The sequence below is a fragment of the Erysipelothrix piscisicarius genome, from assembly GCF_003931795.1.
Taxonomy (GTDB): Bacteria; Bacillota_I; Bacilli_A; order Erysipelotrichales; family Erysipelotrichaceae; genus Erysipelothrix; species Erysipelothrix piscisicarius.
In genome coordinates this window covers 622,649-643,428 of sequence record NZ_CP034234.1, presented here as the reverse complement: position 1 = coordinate 643,428, position 20,780 = coordinate 622,649, and the positions used below count along the sequence as shown (strand labels likewise).

The 20,780-nt window shown below is 38.6% G+C and carries 19 protein-coding genes and 1 pseudogene; 2 read left to right on the top strand and 18 right to left on the bottom strand.

The window, feature by feature from the left end; all coding sequences use genetic code 11:
- Positions 1 to 1,293, bottom strand: coding sequence for a glycoside hydrolase family 125 protein (locus EEI45_RS03120; RefSeq protein ID WP_125164111.1), 1,293 nt, complete (start codon positions 1,291 to 1,293; stop codon positions 1 to 3).
- Positions 1,294 to 1,473: 180 nt separating this feature from the next.
- Here EEI45_RS03120 and EEI45_RS03115 point away from each other — a divergent pair, with 180 nt between their 5' ends.
- Both EEI45_RS03115 and EEI45_RS03110 read left to right on the top strand, forming a co-directional pair.
- Positions 1,474 to 2,502: a GntR family transcriptional regulator gene (locus tag EEI45_RS03115; RefSeq protein WP_125164110.1), complete on the top strand. Its 1,029-nt coding sequence runs from the start codon at positions 1,474 to 1,476 to the stop codon at positions 2,500 to 2,502.
- Between the two features lie 10 nt (positions 2,503 to 2,512).
- Positions 2,513 to 4,627, top strand: a complete 2,115-nt coding sequence (locus EEI45_RS03110; protein ID WP_125164109.1) for a GH92 family glycosyl hydrolase — start codon at positions 2,513 to 2,515, stop codon at positions 4,625 to 4,627.
- 11 nt (positions 4,628 to 4,638) lie between these two features.
- Here the strand turns inward: EEI45_RS03110 and EEI45_RS09020 are convergent, their stop codons facing one another.
- The 17 genes and pseudogenes from EEI45_RS09020 to EEI45_RS03050 form a co-directional block, all read right to left on the bottom strand.
- The gene (locus tag EEI45_RS09020) at positions 4,639 to 4,878 is read right to left on the bottom strand and encodes a helix-turn-helix domain-containing protein (RefSeq protein ID WP_228410497.1); all 240 of its coding nucleotides are present in this window, start codon (positions 4,876 to 4,878) and stop codon (positions 4,639 to 4,641) included.
- Complete coding sequence (locus EEI45_RS03105) at positions 4,808 to 6,136, bottom strand: response regulator (protein WP_228410496.1); 1,329 nt, start codon at positions 6,134 to 6,136, stop codon at positions 4,808 to 4,810. Before EEI45_RS03105 ends, EEI45_RS09020 begins: the two co-directional genes overlap by 71 nt.
- On the bottom strand, positions 6,129 to 7,037 hold the full coding sequence (locus EEI45_RS09015; RefSeq protein ID WP_228410495.1) for a sensor histidine kinase: 909 nt from the start codon (positions 7,035 to 7,037) through the stop codon (positions 6,129 to 6,131). Before EEI45_RS09015 ends, EEI45_RS03105 begins: the two co-directional genes overlap by 8 nt.
- A 9-nt stretch (positions 7,038 to 7,046) precedes the next feature.
- Positions 7,047 to 7,394, bottom strand: coding sequence for a hypothetical protein (locus EEI45_RS09010; RefSeq protein WP_228410494.1), 348 nt, complete (start codon positions 7,392 to 7,394; stop codon positions 7,047 to 7,049).
- A complete protein-coding gene (locus tag EEI45_RS09005; protein WP_228410493.1) occupies positions 7,315 to 7,611 on the bottom strand; it encodes a hypothetical protein in 297 nt (98 codons plus the stop codon). The genes EEI45_RS09010 and EEI45_RS09005 overlap by 80 nt, the downstream gene beginning before the upstream one ends.
- Before the next feature lie 25 nt (positions 7,612 to 7,636).
- On the bottom strand, positions 7,637 to 7,993 hold the full coding sequence (locus EEI45_RS09000; RefSeq protein WP_228410492.1) for a hypothetical protein: 357 nt from the start codon (positions 7,991 to 7,993) through the stop codon (positions 7,637 to 7,639).
- The gene (locus EEI45_RS08995; protein WP_228410491.1) at positions 7,990 to 8,247 is read right to left on the bottom strand and encodes a DUF624 domain-containing protein; all 258 of its coding nucleotides are present in this window, start codon (positions 8,245 to 8,247) and stop codon (positions 7,990 to 7,992) included. The genes EEI45_RS09000 and EEI45_RS08995 overlap by 4 nt, the downstream gene beginning before the upstream one ends.
- 87 nt (positions 8,248 to 8,334) lie before the next feature.
- The gene (locus EEI45_RS08990; protein WP_228410490.1) at positions 8,335 to 8,718 is read right to left on the bottom strand and encodes a DUF3502 domain-containing protein; all 384 of its coding nucleotides are present in this window, start codon (positions 8,716 to 8,718) and stop codon (positions 8,335 to 8,337) included.
- Complete coding sequence (locus tag EEI45_RS03090; protein ID WP_228410489.1) at positions 8,706 to 9,779, bottom strand: ABC transporter substrate-binding protein; 1,074 nt, start codon at positions 9,777 to 9,779, stop codon at positions 8,706 to 8,708. Before EEI45_RS03090 ends, EEI45_RS08990 begins: the two co-directional genes overlap by 13 nt.
- Before the next feature lie 53 nt (positions 9,780 to 9,832).
- Complete coding sequence (locus EEI45_RS03085; protein ID WP_125164108.1) at positions 9,833 to 10,744, bottom strand: carbohydrate ABC transporter permease; 912 nt, start codon at positions 10,742 to 10,744, stop codon at positions 9,833 to 9,835.
- 8 nt (positions 10,745 to 10,752) lie between these two features.
- Positions 10,753 to 11,691 (bottom strand): ABC transporter permease, encoded by a 939-nt coding sequence (locus EEI45_RS03080; protein WP_228410488.1) that lies wholly within the window; start codon positions 11,689 to 11,691, stop codon positions 10,753 to 10,755.
- A 408-nt stretch (positions 11,692 to 12,099) separates the two neighbouring features.
- On the bottom strand, positions 12,100 to 13,272 hold the full coding sequence (locus EEI45_RS03075) for a family 20 glycosylhydrolase (RefSeq protein ID WP_228410487.1): 1,173 nt from the start codon (positions 13,270 to 13,272) through the stop codon (positions 12,100 to 12,102).
- Complete coding sequence (locus tag EEI45_RS03070; RefSeq protein WP_125164106.1) at positions 13,254 to 14,648, bottom strand: family 20 glycosylhydrolase; 1,395 nt, start codon at positions 14,646 to 14,648, stop codon at positions 13,254 to 13,256. The genes EEI45_RS03075 and EEI45_RS03070 overlap by 19 nt, the downstream gene beginning before the upstream one ends.
- A gap of 134 nt (positions 14,649 to 14,782) precedes the next feature.
- Positions 14,783 to 16,348 carry a PTS transporter subunit EIIC gene (locus EEI45_RS03065; RefSeq protein WP_125164105.1) on the bottom strand — a complete coding sequence of 522 codons (1,566 nt, stop codon included), beginning with the start codon at positions 16,346 to 16,348 and terminating at the stop codon, positions 14,783 to 14,785.
- Positions 16,349 to 16,463: 115 nt separating this feature from the next.
- Positions 16,464 to 18,539 carry a family 16 glycosylhydrolase gene (locus EEI45_RS03060; RefSeq protein WP_125164104.1) on the bottom strand — a complete coding sequence of 692 codons (2,076 nt, stop codon included), beginning with the start codon at positions 18,537 to 18,539 and terminating at the stop codon, positions 16,464 to 16,466.
- A 21-nt stretch (positions 18,540 to 18,560) separates the two neighbouring features.
- Positions 18,561 to 19,414: pseudogene (locus tag EEI45_RS03055) on the bottom strand (DUF7916 family protein).
- 69 nt (positions 19,415 to 19,483) lie between these two features.
- Positions 19,484 to 20,761 (bottom strand): PTS sugar transporter subunit IIC, encoded by a 1,278-nt coding sequence (locus EEI45_RS03050; RefSeq protein WP_125164103.1) that lies wholly within the window; start codon positions 20,759 to 20,761, stop codon positions 19,484 to 19,486.
- Between the last annotated feature and the right edge of the window lie 19 nt (positions 20,762 to 20,780).

Below are 20,780 nucleotides of genomic sequence, written 5' to 3'. Positions count from 1 at the left end.
TTATCCTTCCTTTCCAACGCGAATTCCAAAGTAGTCCATGACCAGTTCACAAAACATCATATTTGCCCAAGAGAACCATTCGCGCGTATACTGTGTCGGATCTTCAACATTGAAACTTTCATGCATCATTTTGGTGCCGCCATCTGTTTGAACCAAAGTATCCAAGATTTGCTTTTTCACTTTTTGGTCAGGTGTTGTAAGACCCTCAATCGCAAGGGCAATTGGCCAAATGTAACCTTTCGGGTATGGGAACTTCCACACCCAGAAGCAAGGTTCCGACTCATAGTAACGATTGGAGGGACTTAGGATATGATTGCGGGTTCGCAGATATAACGGGTCATCCCACGCACAATATCCAAGGTATGGGGCAGATAAAAGGGATGGAACATTGGGATCATCAATCAAACTTGAATTGCCAAGACCATCTACTTCATAGGCGTAAACTGAGCCACAATCTGAATCCACCACCCCAAATGATTCAATACCCGTTTTAATGTCATTGCGAAGTTTGTGGGCACGTTCCACAATCTCAACATCATTTAAAACCGTTGAATAAATTTCTTCGATGTACTCCAAAACGACAACCGCAAACATATTGGATGGCACGAGATAGTGATACTCACAAGCATCATCACTGGGTCTAAATCCTGACCATGTCATCCCGGTATAAGCCACAGGTGTTCCACGACCTTCGTTTACCAAGGTATCTTCCGGTCTGTCGGTTGGTCGGGTAAAGGTATACGGTGATGTTTCGTGATTTTGTTCCGTTTCCCATACGGATAAAATGGAACGAACCGCTTGCGTATACGATTCTGTGAATACACGGGTATCCTGGGTCGTTTGATAGTAAAGATAGGATAATTGGATGGGATAGCACAAAGAATCAATTTCATATTTTCGTTCCCATATAAAAGGTGTCATGGAGGTGTTATCCGTTTGATGACCTGCTCCATTCTCTGTTTCATTAAATGCATTCGCATACGGTTCATGATTGATGCAGAAAATCTGACGATTGATAAGGCCTAATATCATGTCGCGAATGGATTCATCTTCATTTGCGAGAACTAAATATGGGCGAATTTGCGCTGTCGAATCTCGAAGCCACATTGCTGGAATATCTCCGGTTAACACAAAGGTGTCATCGTTTGAAATCCGTTTAACGGTAGTCAGCAAGGTATTCGAAAAAACATTTTCAAAAACATTTCCCCATGCTTTATGTGTTTCGCCACATTCTGTCTGAATTTTGCGAATCAAGTTCTCCACTGATTGCGGTACTGTATTATACGTTGTCATAAACCCTCCTACTTGATATATCAATTTATGATTATCATTTACAAAATCATTGTATGATATACCAATTTATTTCATAACGAACAAATCATAGGTTTTTATGTACGTTTTATTGGATTGATTTCGCCTTTAAAAATGCTATAATTTCGATATGATATACCAACAAGATAGAGGAACGAAATAATGACAAAACCCTTGTATGAAAAAATAAAAAACAATATCCAGCGCGATATCATGAACGGAACCTTATCCGTACACAGTCAGCTTCCAACTGAACTGGAACTTTCAACCACTTATGGTGTCAGTCGGATTACATCGAAACGTGCATTAAACGAGCTTGAACAAGATGGTTTAATATATCGTGTTCAAGGAAAAGGGAGTTTTGTGGCCGAAACCAATACAAAAAAGACATCCGATGATGTCTTTGATTTACTGTTTATGATGCCCTTCCCCGATGCTTCAAATTTCGGTGATTACACATCCGGAATGCTTCAAGCGCTTCCAGGAACACCTTATCGCTTGCATATTCAACGATACGATTTAGAAACACAATACGATGATTATGCTGGAGTCATTTTCTATCCCACCGACAATCACGATGCATTGGAGGCGGTCTTTACCCTCTATGCACGAAATATTCCCGTCGTTATTTTAGACAAGGAAGTTTCCGGGATGCCCATTACGACGGTTGTTTCAAATAACGATCAAGGTGGCTATGAGGCAACCAAACATTTAATGGAACAAGGTGTGGATGAAGTGTTGTTTGTGACTTCGGAAGACATTGAAAATGTCTCTTCCATACGAACACGTTACTTCGGTTATTTAAGAGCATTGTCCGAATCATCCAACTATACACATCAAGCGCCCTTTTTATGGTCACAAACAGATCACAGCATCGATGCCGCGTTACTCAATCGAATTCAATCAAAACATTGTGGTCTTGTTTGTGGCAATGATATTTTAGCCTTAACGCTTATGAATGAACTCAAACACCTTGGCACCCTGATTCCACAAGACGTGAAAATTGTTGGTTTTGATAATACACAGGCAAGTGCTTATGTTGATCCCCCCTTAACAACCATCGCTCAGAATTTTGAGGAAATTGGACGTGTCGCCATGTCAGCGTTGCTTTCACGCATTCAAGACCCAAACCATCCAGTATCCCGACAAGTTTTAGATGTAACACTCATCAAACGAAAATCAACTGATTAAAGGAGAACGTATGAAATCACTCAATATTGATACACGAATTGGCACCGATAATCACCATGCCTTTTCAAATGGAAATGCACTCCCCTATACAGGCGTGACTTTTGGAATGAACTATTTCGCACCCCAAACGGACGGCACAAAAGGAAGTTGGTGGTTTCATCCTGAAAGTGAAACCTTCCAAGGGTTTCGAGTAACACATCAACCCAGTCCTTGGATGGGTGATTTTTCATCGATGTTAATCAGTCCGTTTACGGGAACACAGCGTGTAAGTTCACTTTACGATATTCAAGCCACCTATCGTAAACACGAAGCCGTTTTCGAACCCCATTATCTTAAACTTTACAGTTCAAGATACCAACTCACAAATGAGCTCACAGCTTCAATGTATGGCGCTTCAATCCGGCTACAAGGAACCCAACCCATCTCTGTGGCATTAAGTGCCATCCATGAAATCCACTTACCTCAAAACAAGCAACTCCTTGAGGGTTGGGTTTCAAATCCTTCTGGATGTGAAGACCCCAATCTCAAGATGTATTTCGTGTTTAAAATGAATCAACCGGGAACGCTGGTTCAGGTAAATGATTTTTATGTTTTCCAAACCGATTCCAATCTCTTACAAATCCATGCGAGTTTCTCACATCAATCACTCAAGCAAGCGCACCGAAATCAAAATCGCGAATGCAATGATTTTGATACCATGTGTGATCATGCCGCGATGTGTTGGTCTGAACATCTTGATCGAATTACGATTCATCACCACAACCCCAAACAAAGTCACATGTTCCGCCATTGTCTTTATCGTGCTCATTTATTCCCAATGACATTTCATGAATATGACGAAGCCATGAAGCCTTGTTACTACAATACAAAGACACATGAAACCGAAACATGTTATATGGTTACAAACAACGGTTTTTGGGATACATATAAAACCGTCTTCCCACTGATGAGTCTTATCAACCACGAACACTATGCAGTGAGTCTTAAGGGATTTATTAATCACGCAAACAATACAGGTTATCTCCCCAAGTGGCTTTCCCCAGATGAGCGCGGACTCATGCCGGGAACACTCATTGATGCCGTGATTTGTGATGCCATTTTAAAAGGGATTGGAACTGAAGATAGCGAACAACTGCTTGAACTTATGGTTCACGCAGCATCTACAGAATCACCCAATTCAAACTACGGTCGTCGTGCCGTAAATGACTATCTCGCATATGGATATGTACCCAATCATTATGGCGAAAGTGTCAATCAAACCCTTGATAATGCGTATTCTGATTTCTGTATTGCGCAAGTTGCAAAGTATTGTGGAAAGCCTGAGCAAGCAGAAACATATCTTAAACGTTCCTATAATTACCAAAACCTATTTGATTCTCAAACAGGTTTTATGCGACCTCGCGATACATATGGAAACTTTGAAGAACCCTTCGACAGTCATCGTTGGGGTGGTGCCTATACCGAAGGTTCAGCTTGGCAAAACAGTTTTGGCGTCTATCACGATATTCAAGGCCTAATCAACTTGTATGGTGGAGCCATCCCGTTTACACAAAAGTTAGATGCACTCGTAAATCAAAAACCAACTTTTGATGTCGGAAGTTACGGTTTTGAAATTCATGAAATGAGTGAAATGGCTGAGATTGACTTCGGACAGCTGGCAATCTCAAATCAACCATCCTTCCACATTCCTTATCTTTATACCTACGCAAACAAAGCAAGCTCAAGTCAAGTTCTTCTACGACAATTAATGACCCATTGCTTCTCTAATTCTTTTCCAGGCGACGAGGATAATGGGAGTATGAGTGCTTGGTACATCTTCAGTGCCCTTGGATTTTATCCAGTTTGTCCAGGAAGTCTCGAGTACGTGATTGGGATCCCTCTGTTGGATAGCGCACAAATTCACCTAAGCAACGGGAATACCTTCACCATCACCACCCATAACAATCACCCGCAATGCAATTTTATAAGTGAAATCCAATATAACGGAAGCCCTTATCATGACTGTGTCTTAACTCATGAAATGCTCATGAGTGGCGGCAATCTCGAGATAACACTCGGTGTTGTCCCCAATGATGGATGGTTTAATGAGAAAACACCCTATTCAAACACAAAAAAGCACATATAAATGTGCTTTTTTTATCGAATGCGTTCCGGTTGTTTTAAATAACGTTCCCGATATTCTTTCGGTGAAATACCGCATTCTTTTTTAAAGTTTTTATAAAAATATCCCGAACTGGTGTATCCCACAAGTTCCGCAATTTCATTAATATTATGATTCGATTTTAAGAGAAGATTTTGGGCCTCCTTAATCCGAAAATGATTTAAGTATTGCGAGAAACTCTTGTTTGTTTCTTTCTTTCTTAAAAAGTTGACCAAGGTACATCGCGTTCATATGCAATGTATCCGCAATTGAACTTATGGTAATATCTTTAGCGTAGTCTTTCAAAACAATTTGAAGGACTTTTTGAATATTTGGATTATGTTGTTTTAAGACCTGATCATTGCGTGTCGCCTCTAAAGCATGATGCAAGACTTCACGAATTTCCGCGATGCTATCACATTTATTTAACTCATGAAGCAAGTCATGATACATCTGTGAACCCACACTTTCATGTTGGCGATAAATATCGGAGAAAATCACAAATCCAATATAACGAACATATTCAGGATCTGCCTCATATTCAAACAGCAGCTTAAACATTGCTCCGATTTCAGATTTAATTAAATGGATATCCCCAATCGATAAGGCATGATGAAATTTTTTAAATGAAATTTCATACATCGATTCATTCTGTTCAAGTTTATTTTTAAGCATCATGCGTTCGGTAATCGGATGGTCTCCGTAGAATCGCGAAACACTTACCAGCGTTTCCGCTTGTTGATAACTGTTTGGTACTTCTTCAAGGGGCACCAACAGTTCCCCCACCGCAAGAATTTGTTTTTGGTGGTCAATATGACTTGAAAGATCTTTTCGAATTGCATCAAACGCAATGCGATTGCCTTCTAAAATCATCACAAGATCGTGATCATCATAAAACGCATAGTATTGATTGTGGTCCATAAGACGTTGAATCCATGTTGTTTGTTCCGGTTCTGGAATTTGGGTAATAATCATGCACGTATACAGTGCATTGGCTTGTAATGGTTTATCAACCTGTTTTAGAATACGACGCAAATCCACATTATCAATATCATCATTCACCCATCGTTCAAGCGTATTCTCAAACAGCAGTGTATCCGTATGCGCATGTCGTTTTTCACTATCAAGCTTGGATACTGTTTTTCGTAATGTCTCATTTAACTCATCTTTATTAATGGGTTTAAGTAAAAAGTTCTCCGCCCCAAGACGTATGCCTTCTTTCACATACTCAAACTCTTGATATCCTGATAAGACCACAAAGTTGAAGTTGATATCTTCTTCTTGGGCAGCTTGTACAAATTCAATCCCAGACTGTTCAGGCATGCTTACATCCGTTACCACAATATCCACAGGGTGACTTCTCACAAATTCCAAGGCCTCTTGGCCATTGGAAGCAGTACCTATACATTGAATGCCTAACTCATCCCAATTTATTATTTTCTGTAAACCACTTAAGATCATATACTCATCATCAACCAGTAATACGTTATACATTTTTATCCCCCTCCTCATCGAAGCGCATGGTGACGGTAAAACCTTTAAGATTATTGATGCTGATTGTCATACTGTAATGAGAATCACTAAAGTATGTTTTGAGGCGTTGATGAACATTTAATAACCCCACTGAATTGTGGTCGTTGATGTTAAAGACAGACTCGTCGATCTGTTTCTGAATATGGGCTAAGCGGGTGTTATCCATGCCTTTACCCTTATCAGAGACCTCTAATACAATTTGGCTTGCTTCACGATAGGCTGTAACCTTGATCGCATTATCCACCCGGCCAAAATCAATCCCATGAACAAAATAATTTTCAATCAGGGGTTGCATGGTGAATTTCGGCATAATGATTTGTTCCAAACCGGGTTCAATATCAAATTTATACGCTACGCGATTTGGATAACGCATTTGATGCAAATAAACATACTTCTCACAGAACTCAAGTTGGTATATTTCCTCCACATACCGACTGATGCTGTCTAACGTTTCATTAATACCAATAGAAATATCCCGTAATTCATCTTCTTTATCTTCGGTTGGTATGCGGTAGTCAATGGCACCATCTTTGACGCGTCCCATGGACTGCAAGATATCATCAACTTGGTGACTGTATCGACCAAAGGTTCTAAAAAGAAGCCATAATAAAAGCACATCCAAAACAATACTCCCCAAAATAACTGAAGCATATGTTTTAAATGATTTCGCGACAATATCTGCGCGATTGACAGCAACTACTACACGATTTCCATTCTGAAGGGGTACTTCATGTTTAAGATAATGTTGATCAATTAACGTACTGTAATCACGTCCTGTCTCATAGCTTTGACGCAACATCACACCCAAACCTTCATCTTCACGATCAGTATAAGTATATTTAATTTTCCCATTATCGGTCAAAATATAGATTTAACGTGGCACGGAATGATTGATGGAATCAATTTGTGTATTAATGCTTTGTGAATCCGCAATGAGATCGATAATCCCTACAGGATCATATGAATCATAATTGGTTAAGATTCGATGAAACATAAGTTGTTCACCAATATTGGGAACACGCTTTGGGTTATAACCCATTTTCTGTAAGGTATGCGAATAATACAAATCGTTTGAATTATTTAAAGTAATCATAAACCCCTCAATCCCATCATAACGATCGTAGAGTTTCTGAATATCTTTAGGAAAGAAGATAAAGGGGTCTTGTGATAATTGTTGCGTATAATACGTAGGCAGATCCATATAAAAGTAATCTTTCATACTTTGTACATGATCCGCGTCTAAACAAATCAAAAACAATTTTACGCAGATCCTGCTCATAACTTTCAATAATTTCCGTCATTTTTTGACTGATTGCTTTATTCTGTAGTACCGCCTCATCGTAGTCTCGTTTTGATGTGACATACCCTACCGTAATCGCGAAAATTGTAATGATGATGATTAAGATAACCGAATAAGACTTAATCAATTTTTTCATTAAACTTGTGTTTTCTGTATTCGCGTTAAAGGATTTCAATCTTTTCATCAACTTCATGGATCCAACCGTTTAGACTCCAATGCATAAGCGCAATATAGATTCCAATACTACCAAAAAGAATTAATCCCTTATATCGATATGTTAGTGCGAGTACACACATCATTAACATAACGATACGAAAGATTTTGAAAAAATTTACGAATACAGAAATAACACTCAGTTTAATAAGGTTATAGAATTCAATCTCAAATGCGGCATTTAAAACCAAACCGTAGATATATGCAATTGATAGGAATATAAACATTGCAATCAAGACAAAATCTAACACAAAAAATAATGGATGTTTCACTTGCGTTGCAAGGTACACATTATACCCAATCAAGATTTGCGGTACCAAAACAGCATACAGTAACGCATTCCACGTTTAAAGTGAGTTTTGAAACATGACACAAGATTACGCCATGCATAACCACGATATTCCCAACCGTGTTCATGATACAAATCCATCAAAACAAGAAACGCTGGACCAACACCTAAAATAACACCACCCATTAAGGTGAGTGCCCAAAACATTAAACTCATCTTCATAACGGTATAAACGCGTTCAAAGACGTTTGTTATTGTTGAAGCAACCATAGAAATAGACCCCCTGACATGATAATCATAGCACAAATCGGGATATCAAACGATACCCCAATTTGTGCTCTTTGTTCAATTTATTTATTATTTACTTGCTTGGAATGCATCGTATTGTGATTGCATTTCATCCAAGACTTTATCCCAACCTGCTGCTTTAAGTTTTTCCACAAATTCTGGAACTTTAACTTCTGGATCAACCGTTCCCGTATTGATAACTGCTGAGTATTCTTCCATAACGTTCATTAAAGCACTGATCTCTGTTTTAACTTCATCTGTCTTGAAGTTAAAGCCTAAGATTGGTGAAACAGGTGCATTTTTAGTATCTTCTGCACGTTTCGCAATCATTTCATCGGTAATCTTAGCTTGTTGGAGTAAAAGGGCACTGTTCCCTGTATTCCATGCAGCCATATGATTATCTTCTTTATAACCATCTAATAATTCTAAGTGGTTATCATCTATTTTTTCCATGCTTCGCCTTCAATACCATAGATCAATGTATTCATCATTTGTGCATTGGTATTTAATAAGTTTAACCATTTTACCGATTCAACTTTATGTTTTGAGTTGATTGCAACGATAAAGTTACCCATTTGTGCTTGAGCTGTAGATTTTAAAGGTTTGTTTAATGGACGTGAAATAATTTCTTTACCCGCTACTTGTGATAGTAGAGAATCACCATAGTCTGCAGGTCCTTGTGTTTCTTGTCGCATAAACCATACTGGACTTTCAAGTGCATATCCGGTTGTGGACGTTGCTGCATCTTGAGGAATTAATCCTTTTTTGTAAAGTCCGTGAATTTGTTTTAAGGTTTCCATACCTTGTGATGTTTCATAAGCATTCACAATTTTTGTTGTATCGCCATCAAGGTTGATTGCAAATGGTAACTTATCACCTAAAATATAGTCAAAGTTTCCAAGAGTTGCTTTGTAGCCACTACCGATTGCGAATGGTGCTACTTCAGGTTCATTATCTTTTACCGTTTGAAGTGCTGCTTCCGCATCTGCGTAGCTGTTGATGTTTGATACATCAATATTGTATTTGTTTAGGTAATCGGAGTTAAATGTAAGCATTTGTTGTGCAAACACGTTCCCGTTAATTGGGAAACCGTATAGTTTACCGTCAATTACGTTACCATCGTAGTAAATTGGATCTACGGAATCAAAGAACTCTTTCGCGTGTTCTTTGACTAAATCGGTTAAGTCTGCATAAGCACCTTTTTGTGCGTTAATGGTATAGTTATTCGCAAATGCTAAGTCAAACTCATCACCTGCTGTAACCATTACAGACATTTTTTGTTCATAGTCTCCCCAACCAATGTAGTTAAATTTAACTTTAACCCCAATTTCTTCTTCAGAAATTTTATTGATTGCATCCGTTAATTCATCAAGATTTTTGGGTGCATCCCCTACTTGATAAAGTTGTAACGTTACAACTTCTCCCTCTGGTTTATCAGTTTTTTTGCCACAACCTGTTAATACAAGTAAAGCAGCCATTAAAACTGTAAACGTTTTAAAAACGCCTTTTTTCATGATGTTCCTCCTCTATAAAATATCATAATTAGGCAAAGCTGTTTATATCGCTCTTATTCCTTTACGCCCCCAATGGTTAAACCACTGACAAAGTATTTCTGGAAGAATGGATAAGATACTGCGATCGGCAATGTGGACAGAACAACCATCGCCATACGTGCAGATTCTTTCGGTAAACCGATACCACTGTTAATTCCAGATAACCCTACATTTTGTGAGATATAATCAAGATTTGATTGAATCTTCATCAATAAGTATTGAAGCGGGTATAAGGATTTAGAGTTGATATACAAGAGTGCATTAAACCAGTCGTTCCAGAAAGCCAGTGCCGCAAATAAACTAATGGTTGCGATACCAGGAACCGCAAGTGGTAAAACTATTTGAATAAAAATACGAAACTCACTTGCGCCATCAATACGGGCTGATTCAATGATTGCGTCCGGAACGGTCCGTTTAAAGAATGTTTTCATGACGATGATATTAAATGGACTTAAAGCCATTGGCAGAATTAATGCCCAGACCGTATCCTTAAGTCCCAATAATTTAGTCATCACAATGTAGTTGGGAATCATTCCCGCACTGAATAACATTGTGAGTAATGCGAATTTGGTAAAGAAACGACGGTATTTGAAGTTTGGACGTGAGATTGCATACGCATACGTTGATGTAAAGGTTGTATTAATCAGTGTCCCAACAACCGTAATAAATACCGTAATACCAAATGAATTTAAAAGTTGTCCTTTAAAGTCATATAAGAATTTGTATCCATCCAGACTTACTTCTTTTGGAAAGAGTGAGTAACCATTTACCATCAATGCTGTTTCCGTAGTAAACGAAACAACAATTACAAAGATAAAGGGAAAGATACAAGATAACGCGAATAATCCAATAATAACATTAAAGACGCGGTCGGTATTTTTACTAAAACTTCTTACTTCTACTTTTTCAATTTTCTTCTTTTTCATACATCCTCCTAGAATAATCCTGATTCAGGATCAACACGGCGAATGATGGCATTAGCAGAAACTAACATCACAAATCCTACAACGGATTGATATAAACCCGCAGCGGATGACATCCCTAAATCCCCCGATGCCGATAAGCCTTTATATACATACGTATCAATAACCATTGTAACTTGGTTTAGTGGACCTGAGTTACGCGTTACGTTATAGAACAATCCAAAGTCCGAGCGAATAATATTTCCAATCGCTAAAATCAACATAATACTGATTAATGGAATAATTTGTGGAATCGTAACGTGACGAATTTGTTGCCATCGGTTGGCACCATCCACAATTGCTGCTTCATAATACGTTGGATCAATTCCCATAATGGAAGCAAAGTAGATAATACTGTTATATCCGATATTCTTCCATATTCCGATAATTACAATAAATACCGGCCAATATTTTGGCTCATTATACCAGTTAACAGGTTCTTTACCCATCATGGCTAAAATACTGTTTAACGCACCCTTATCAGGACTTAAGAATGAATATACAAAGAATCCTATGATAACCCAGGATAAGAAGTATGGAAATAACATCGTCGTTTGAAATACTTTTATTTTTTCCTTCGATCGTAACATACTCATAATAACAGCCAAGACTACTGCGAGAAACGTTCCGACGATAATAAAGACTAAGTTATACAACACGGTATTGCGCGTCATAATATAAGCATTGTCGGTAGCAAACAGAAACTTAAAGTTCTGGAATCCTACCCACTTACTGTTATACAGACTTGCGAAAAATCCATCCGGAGAAAATCTGAACTCCTTAAATGCGACTACGTTTCCAAGGACTGGAATATAGAAAAAGAAGATCATCCAAATTGCCCCAGGTAGTGCCATTAAAAGAAACGGTGCATTTTTTTTAATATTGCGTAATACTTTTTTCAATTGATTCACCCCAAACATCTATAAATTCAAAGGTCTTGCTGTTGTTTTACATATTAAGTGTACCGCTTTCATTTCAGAGATATAAGCGACAAAATATACTAATAAATCAACAAATTATAGTTATCTTTATCCAAAAAAAACTATAAAAAAGACATCCTTTTCGCATTGATCCTATCAATACCACAACCGAGAAGGAAGCAGGGATCTCAATGCGTAAGCATGTCTTTTAAGGTCTTAAACAGGAGACACCGTTACAAGACCTTGTGTACTCGATTATCAAGAATTATAGGCTCTTGATACATAAAGTTTACGAAAATTTTAAGAAGCTCACAAGAAACGGATTATAGGTATTCACCTATTAATCTTAGTTTTCATGCCAGCATTTTAAAGCAAATGCACGTAGCGGATCTTGAATCTTTAAGGCAACTTCTTCAGTCGATAAGCTTCCGGTTTATCGCACCAAATTGAAAACATTGCACCCAGGGTTGTGGCACTTTGTTCTAAATCCCCCTCGCAAGATTCATGACGATTTGGAAAGCGTTCTGGTTCAAAGGATGTCATGATGGTTGTTTCGGTTGGATATGTATACCCTGCATTTTCCCCCAAAACAAAATACAGTAGACTATCGATATAATTCACCACATCATGACCGCGATCCACAAAGGTTTGAACCGGCGCCATCATAGGATTCCAACTGGTCCAATAGGTAATGATGATGTCTTTGTTAAGGATTATAGTGGGTTCTTGGTCGATGCGATACAAACCGTCATTCCAAGCTCGAACAGTTTTACCTCGACCTTGAATGTGAGACGCGATATCATTAACATAATCCACGAAGGTATCAAAGCCTTTCGCATTTGGACCAAAGTGTTCCTTGGCATATGCTTCAAGTTGCGGGAACTCATCGTATTTTCCAAAATCGATAAACTCATCGGCTCCCATATGAAAACTTGTGGATGTCTCAAATAAATCATCCATCTCATCGTATATTTCTTTAATAAAGGCGCGGGCATCTGGATTGGTAATATCAAGTCCCATTGTTGTGTTTTCCATTAAATATTCAGGGAACGCTTCTAATACAACTTGAAGATGACCGGGTGAATCAAACGATGGAATAACATCGATATAATAATCGTTCGCGTGCTTAATGATCCGTCTTATCGCATCATGACTTAGATGCTCGGCTGATACGATTTGTGGAAAACGTTTTGACTCAATACGAAAGCCTAAATGTTCTGAAAAATGCATCTGTAATGTATTGAGTTTAAGGCGTGCCATCAACTCAATGGTATCCATAAACCATGCTTCACTGAAAAATTTACGACCCATATCCACATGCAACCCACGTTCTGCTACCTTTGCTTGATTGAGTGTTGTGGAAGGATTGCCCGAAAAAACATCCAAAAGACCGTAAAAATGTCCCCGTTCTGTATTCGAAGCCACAATAATTAAGTCGTCATCATAATGAATTTGATAGCCATCATATGCATAGTTCTCAAGTACATGATGGTTTAGCTGTATTTTTGCTCGATTTACATCAGTGTTTGGATAGAGTGCTTGTGCTTTTTGTATTAATCGGTTTGCGTCCATGGTATTTGCTCCTTTTGAATGAATGTTTGATAAGTCATTGTACTTTCTTTTCGCCATGATTTTGCGCCCATCGCACAAAGTGGCATATGGATTTGTTTCATAATTTCAACCTCGCTTTGAAGTTCGGGCTCATCACACCATAATGAGTAATAAGCACCTGTTACGTTCGGGGTGAATTGATTGGAAGGAAAATGATTGGGGGTCCATGTTTCAAACCACCCTTGTGGATCAATGCATTTTACCCCCACTTCAGGATGTAAGACATAATAGAAGTTCTCAGCATGAAAGTTAATCAAGGCAATGCCTCGGTTTTCAAACGCCTCTATCGGTGCCATATATCGGTTATACTTGGTCCAGTAACAGACTTGTATCGACGTCTTTAACTCGATGGCAGGATTTTGATTAAGACGATATAAACCGTCATTCCATAATCGTACCGTAAATCCTTTTGCCTCCAGTCGTGACGTAATGGTATTGAGGTAATGAATATACGTATCGTATCCCGTTTTACCGTCTAGCTGGTCTTGGGCATAGGTCTTAAGTTTTGGAAACGCATCAAACTGCTCAAAGTCAATAAATTCATCACCCCCAATATTGAAATAACGTGATTTTTGAAAGACCTCGGCATAGTAATCGTACAGCTCATAAATCATGTTCAATGCGTCTGGATTGGTAATATCCCATGCTTCACCCTCAGATCCAGGGAGTGCATAATCCGGATATGATTTTAAAACATGTTTAAGATAACCGGGACTGTCGAATGACGGAACAATTTCGATACAGTATTCATCCGCAAGTTCCATAATTTCTTTAAGTTCTTGTAAGCTTAATGCTTTTTGGCTTTCGATTTCAGGGTACTGTGTACATTCCAAGCGAAAGCCCTTGTTTTCACTAAAGTGTAATTGAAGCATATTAAAATTATGCCATGCTAAGGTATCCAGCAGTTGATGAATCCATTGCGGCGTAAAATATTTACGTCCACAATCCAAATGGAAACCACGCTCCTCTACGCTGGGTTCATCCTTAATCTTACCTTTTTGAAGTTCACCATGGGTTTGTTCATATTTAAGAAGTGTTTGAACTGCATAAAGGGGGCCTTCTTCATCGTTTGCATAGATTTTAATGGTCTCGTCAATTGTGATGGCATAACTACCACGAAGGTTTTCATGATTTAGAGGTAAGATCCGAAGGGTCGTCACATCCTCCCCACCCACATCGACAAGGGTTTTATGATTTTGTTGAATGCGCTTGTAGATTGCTTTTGAAATAAGACGCTCAGTTTTAATAAAGATTTTAGATTTCAGTTGAACGACACCGTCACGAAGTTGATACTCTTTTACTTCAGGAGTGATGGTGCGCTTTGAGTAAGATTCCATAAGCCCCTCCTTATACAACTAAGTCATATCATGCTTTTCTACCTGCGTCATCAACAAAACAGGATGTTCAATAATATGTATCGAAATGTCTAAAATAAATACTTAGATAAAAAAGCACATCGATCTGATGTGCTTTATTTCTTATTGAGATATTGATCAATTTTCGTCTTGATATTTGTAACTTTGGGTCCATAGATAACCTGTACGGTATTCCCGCTGATTAATGATCCAGCAGCACCCGTTTGACTCAATTGGTCTTTGTTTACATGGCTTGCATCGGTAACTTCAATACGAAGTCGTGTCGCACAATTATCAACGCTGACAATATTCGCTTGCCCACCTAACGCTTCCACAATCAATGCGGAAACATCCTCTTTATCGTTTAAATCTTTTTTAGTGTAAAGTTGTACATTCCCGTTTTTCTCCCGTCCCGGGGTTTTTAGATCAAATTTTTTAATTGCGAATATAAAGACAAAATAATAAATTAAACCGTAGAGAAACCCAACAGCGACAATTGGAATCCAATGGGTCATTTGATTTCCAGGTAAAATCCCGTATAAAATCAAATCAAGAAGCCCTCCCGAAAAGGTAAGACCCACACCAACAGCAAGGATATGCATCAGCATAAATGATAATGCCGCCAAAACAACGTGTACACCAAAGTAGAGGAATGGGGATGCAAACAGGAACGAAAATTCAATTGGTTCCGTAATTCCCGTTACAATTGAAGTAATGGATGCAGACACCAACAAGCCTTTAACTTTTGCCTTATTTTCAGGATATGCCGTTTTATACATTGCAAGTGCAGCTGCTGGAAATCCAAATATCATAAAAGGAAACAATCCTGAGAAAAAGCGTGCGTACGACGGATCTACCGGAACCCCTGCCGCAAGTTGTGCAAAGACAATATTTTGTGCCCCTTCAACAACCGTCCCCGCAACCATCGTACTTCCACCGAGAGCGGTTTGCCAGAAAGGTAAGTAAAAGACGTGGTGTAATCCCAACGGGATTAACGCACGATAAATAAATCCATAAATAAAGGTTCCAAGATACCCCATTTTTGAAATTGCGACACCTAGAGAAGCAATCCCAAACGCAATGCTTGGCCAAATCCAAACAAAAAGAATACCTAAACCAATTGCGAATAAGGATGAAATAATGGGAATAAATCGCGTCCCACTAAAAAACGAAAATGCATCATTAAATTCAATTTGATAAAATTTATTATGGAGCACCGAAACCATAACCCCCACAATAATTCCACCAAACACCCCTGTATTTAATGTATTTTCAATCCCTAAAACATGGGTAATCAAACCCGAGGGTTGCATTAAATGTTCAAGATTACCGAATTGTTCAATCGTGGATGCCATGGCTACATTCATCATCAAATACGCAATAGCAGCTGCAAGTGCAGCAACCTCCTTAGATTCTCGTGCCATACCAAAAGCAACCCCGATTGCAAATAAAAGCGGTAAGTTCGCAAAGACTATCTCACCACAAGACTTCATAATTACTAGAATTTTATACAACACTCCCGTTTGCGCTAAAATCCCTTCTAAATGATACATTTCAATTAATGATGGATTGGTAAAGGTTGCACCCAACCCCAGTAGAAGTCCTGCAAAGGGTAATAAAGCAATTGGTAACATAAAGGTACGTCCTAATTGCTGTAGAAAATCAAAAACCTTCTTTTTCATACTTTACCTCCTCAAGTGTTTATACTTTACCGAAAAAAGTAAGGGATTTCAAGATGGTTTTGATAAAAAATGATAAATTAAGATAACACCAAATAAGTGTTTGATTTAAGGCGTATTATCCCATTATAAGCACATAACCAATACATGTGAGTGATAACGCAACCACAATTGCGAAACTTGACGTGTATTGACCCGTATTCGGTAGGGTCGATTCCGTTGATGTGACGTCCTTGTCTTTTTTCTCGCCAAGCACTTCCGCAGGTTTGTTCTCTTCTTTGGGTGTTTCTGTCATTGTTCGAAGTGATACATGCACGGAATGCTCGTCCTTATTGACGCCAAATAAAACCGTAAACATTCCCGCTTCATTAACAACAAAATCTGGATTCTTCCATGTCCATCCTTGTGGTAATGTGAGCGTTGATAAAGCATCGCCTTTGGTTATTTCAAGTTCAAACGATTGAGGAAAGGCTTGCTTTGAAACAACCAGGGTGGTTGCTTGACGTGCAACCGGTGTTTTAATATCTTGTGTTAAGTCCACCCCTTGAGGTGTTGCGCTATAATGAAGATTATAGGTACCTTCTGGAAGATTTGAAATAAGATCCATCTCATCCATACCCTTTACAAGAAGTTTCACATTTGAATTTCCACCGCGTGGATTAAACATCGGTGTATCTTCTATTGAGAAATCTAAATCATAACCTTCAAGAGTATTAATGCCTTCAAGTGGATTGATTGTTCCTCCTTGCATAACTGTGAGTGGTTTAACCCCCTCCAGTTTGGGAGCACGATCATAATATGCTTGAGCCGCTTTCGCTTGCGCAGCAGTTTGTTGATACGATACCGAATCAATCACAAACTCAGTGCCGGCCAGGTTTTCCCCTACAGGTCCAGGCCATGCGCCACCCATCGCTAAGTTTAGCTGAATGTATTGCGGCTTGTTGAAAATATCTTTAGCCATTGGATCTTGTCCATACGGTACAGTAGGAACTTTTTGATCATCAACATACCATTCAAGGGTATCTTCGGTCCAATTTAATGCAAAGGTATGAAATTCGTCATTAAAATTACCTTGAGGAATGGTATGCGCAGTTCCATTTCCAGAAAAACGTCCTACATTATCCTCAGCAGGGCAATAATGAACGGTTTGGTAAACAGTACGGTTACCATGAGCACCATCGCGATCCTCACCAATTAATTCCATAATATCAATTTCACCCGTGCTTGGCCATCCACGACCTTGTTCCGCTTTAATCTTGCCATCAAGTGTAAAGTCAGCACCTAATGTCCAAAACGCTGGGAATGCACCTCTTCCTTTTGGAAGTTTTGCACGAATTTCTAATTTTCCGTATAAGAATTCGCGTTGACCATGCGTACGAATGCTTCCTGAATTATAAATTGCCTTCCGGGATGCATCACGTGGATGTAAATATTGATCCGCAACATCACGATCGGTTGCACGTAGCACAAGGTTACCATCGCGTAAAAATACGTTCTCTGGATTGTTTACATAATGTTGTTGTTCAATACCACGAATCGAACCCAGTTCATAACCCCAATCTTCCATATTTAGGGATTCTTGATCAAAATCATCACGCCACACTTCTGTAAAGACGTCATCTTCTTTTTCTTCTGAAACATTTGAATCTTTCGTTACCACAACGTTATCAATATAAGCATTGGATTGCTTTGTTTCTTCTTTTTCAGACCACTTAACAAGTTGAATTAGTGCTCCTTGTTCCGTACCTGAATTAAATGTATAACTTACTTTTTGCCATTCTGTAGATGATACAAGTTGATCTACGGTTTGACCGTTTTCTCCCTTAATAACATCACCTTGTTGGCCATTCCAAAAGCGTGCTGTAAAGATGGCATCCGCCCCTTTAACATCTACTTTCGCATAAGCACTTACGTGATAAGTTGTATTCGGTTCAAGTCGAATAACTTGACCAATAAATCCATTTGCAAAGTTGCCTGAAATTGCTGTATTTGGCAAAACCCCTGCATATTTTCCATCATATGAAACTTTGTCTTGAACTTCGCCTTTATTGCGTTGCGTCCATGAAGTTCCACCTTGTTCAAAATCACCATCTTGAATTAAATTCTTAGCATCACCCTCAAGTGCTGAGATTGATGTCATTGATAAAGCTAAAACCATAAATACTGTAACGATATTTTTTAAACCTTTACGCATTTCATGCTCCTTTATTAATGTTTATCGATTTATTGAACGGGCACATGATGACAATGTGTGTCGAATACCTCGAATTGCTTGACCGATTGCAAAAATGTTTTCAACCGGAGCTAATCCTGCATATCCAGCGTCACCAATGTGATGAATATCCACGCCACAAATCTTATTTTGAATTGACATTTGCGCAATAATTTCTGAGTTGATCCTTCTTGGCTCGTTCCAATTGCACTCATAACTAACGTATCGCGGGCATGTGCAAATTGCACAATTTCTTTAAGTTCATCCGCATCAAATCCTGGAACCGTTCCAACAGCAGGGACTAAAATCACATCCGCGCCTGCATTAATAAACGCTTCCACCGTTTCTAAATCAATAATTGGTCCCACAACACCAGCACCATGCATTTTACCTGCGATAATGACCCCGGAGAACTTCTCCTTCGCAATCTTAATGGTAGAAATAATGGCTTCGTTGGTTACCCCTGTCCCTGGATTTCCCGTAAAACAAACAAAATCAAAATTACGACGTTCAATTTCTTCAATTGTCTCTACAGTTGCCTGTCTTCCTAAAGCAATCTCAAAACGTGACTCCGTCATTTCCGCATTTTGATCAATGGGTTCTAAATTGACACCAATGGGCGCTCCAACTAAACGATGAAGCTCATCCACAAAGTTCTTTTCAATACATTCAATTGCAAATAAATCCGGATTAAATACATCGACGCCATTGAGTAAAATTAAGTCTGCACCACATGCACGTGCAATCTCAGAGTTACTAATATCTCCCACAAAGCTTTCGCGAGCAGCGTAGTTTTCCGATAAAACTACGCGTCCCTCACTCGCTTTAATACTTTGTTTAAGTTCTTCAGCGGTCATGTTTAAAATATCACTCGTATTTGCACTAATTAATCGTTTCATCATTTCACACTTTCTATATAATAATTACTATTCTGCTGTTTCTGCTGCCTTAAATCCTTTTTCAACCATTGCAAAGAATGGTAAGTATAAGAGAATATCAAGTGCAATTAAGATAATTTGTAAGATTGATCCACGAATACTACCTGTTGTTAAGAATCCACTGATTACTGGAGGCATCGTCCATGTTGCTACAGTACGTGTTAAAGGAACAAGTCCCGATGCCATTGCGAAATAAGTAATAAGTGCATTAAGCATTGGTGCTAAGATGAATGGAACAATTAATAATAAGTTAAGCACTACTGGAAGTCCAAACATTGTTGGCTCATTAATATTAAAGAGTCCTGGTACAACTGTAATTGGCGCAAGAGCTTTAGTACGTAAACTTGTTTTTTTCTTACGTGCATAGTATGCAATTGCGAGTACAAGACCGATTGTGGCTCCACCACCACCGATGTATACAAAGTTATCCATAAATGGTTCTGTAATAATGTGTTGTAATGCCTCGCCTGCTTGATAAGCAACACGGTTCGCATCTAAGTTTGCAATCCAAATTGGTTTCATAATTGAGTTTACAACATGGCCCCCGTGAATTCCTAAGAACCAGAAAATACTGTTAAATGCAACAACAATCATTGTACCAATAATGTTATTTCCAAGTAATCCAAACGGTTTTCCTAACACAACAGCTGCAATATCATGTAAGTTTGGTAAACCAAATTTATCAAGTAAACCAAAGATGGTTAACCACATTGTAATAATCACTGCACCCGGAATAATTGCACTAAAACTTTTCGCAACTGCAGGTGGTACTGTATCTGGCATTTTGATTTCAATATTATTATTGATAAACCATTGGTAGATAAGACCACTAATAATTGCTAAGATGATCGCTACAAAGAGCCCACGAGCACCCACAAGTCCAACCGCAATACCAGCACCTGTTTCCCCCTTAACAAATGGCGTTACAACGATAAATGCTGATAAAGCAATAATCCCTGCTGAAATTCCATCTGTGTTGTGCTGATCTGCAATACTGTAAGCAATACCAAATGCTGAAATTAATCCAACTAATCCAAAACTACTGTCGACACCCTTCCAAAGATAGCCGGCAACACCAATATCTCCCAACCATGCTTCCCAACCTGGTACTGGAAAACTTGCTATAACCATAAAAATAGAACCGATAATAATTAATGGCATTGAAAGTGTAATACCATCACGAATTGCAATTAAAAATTTATTACTTGAAAGTTTCGCTGCTACAGGCAGAACTTTTTCTTCTAAAAAATCTCCTACTTTATTCATAATATCCTCCTCTTTTGGT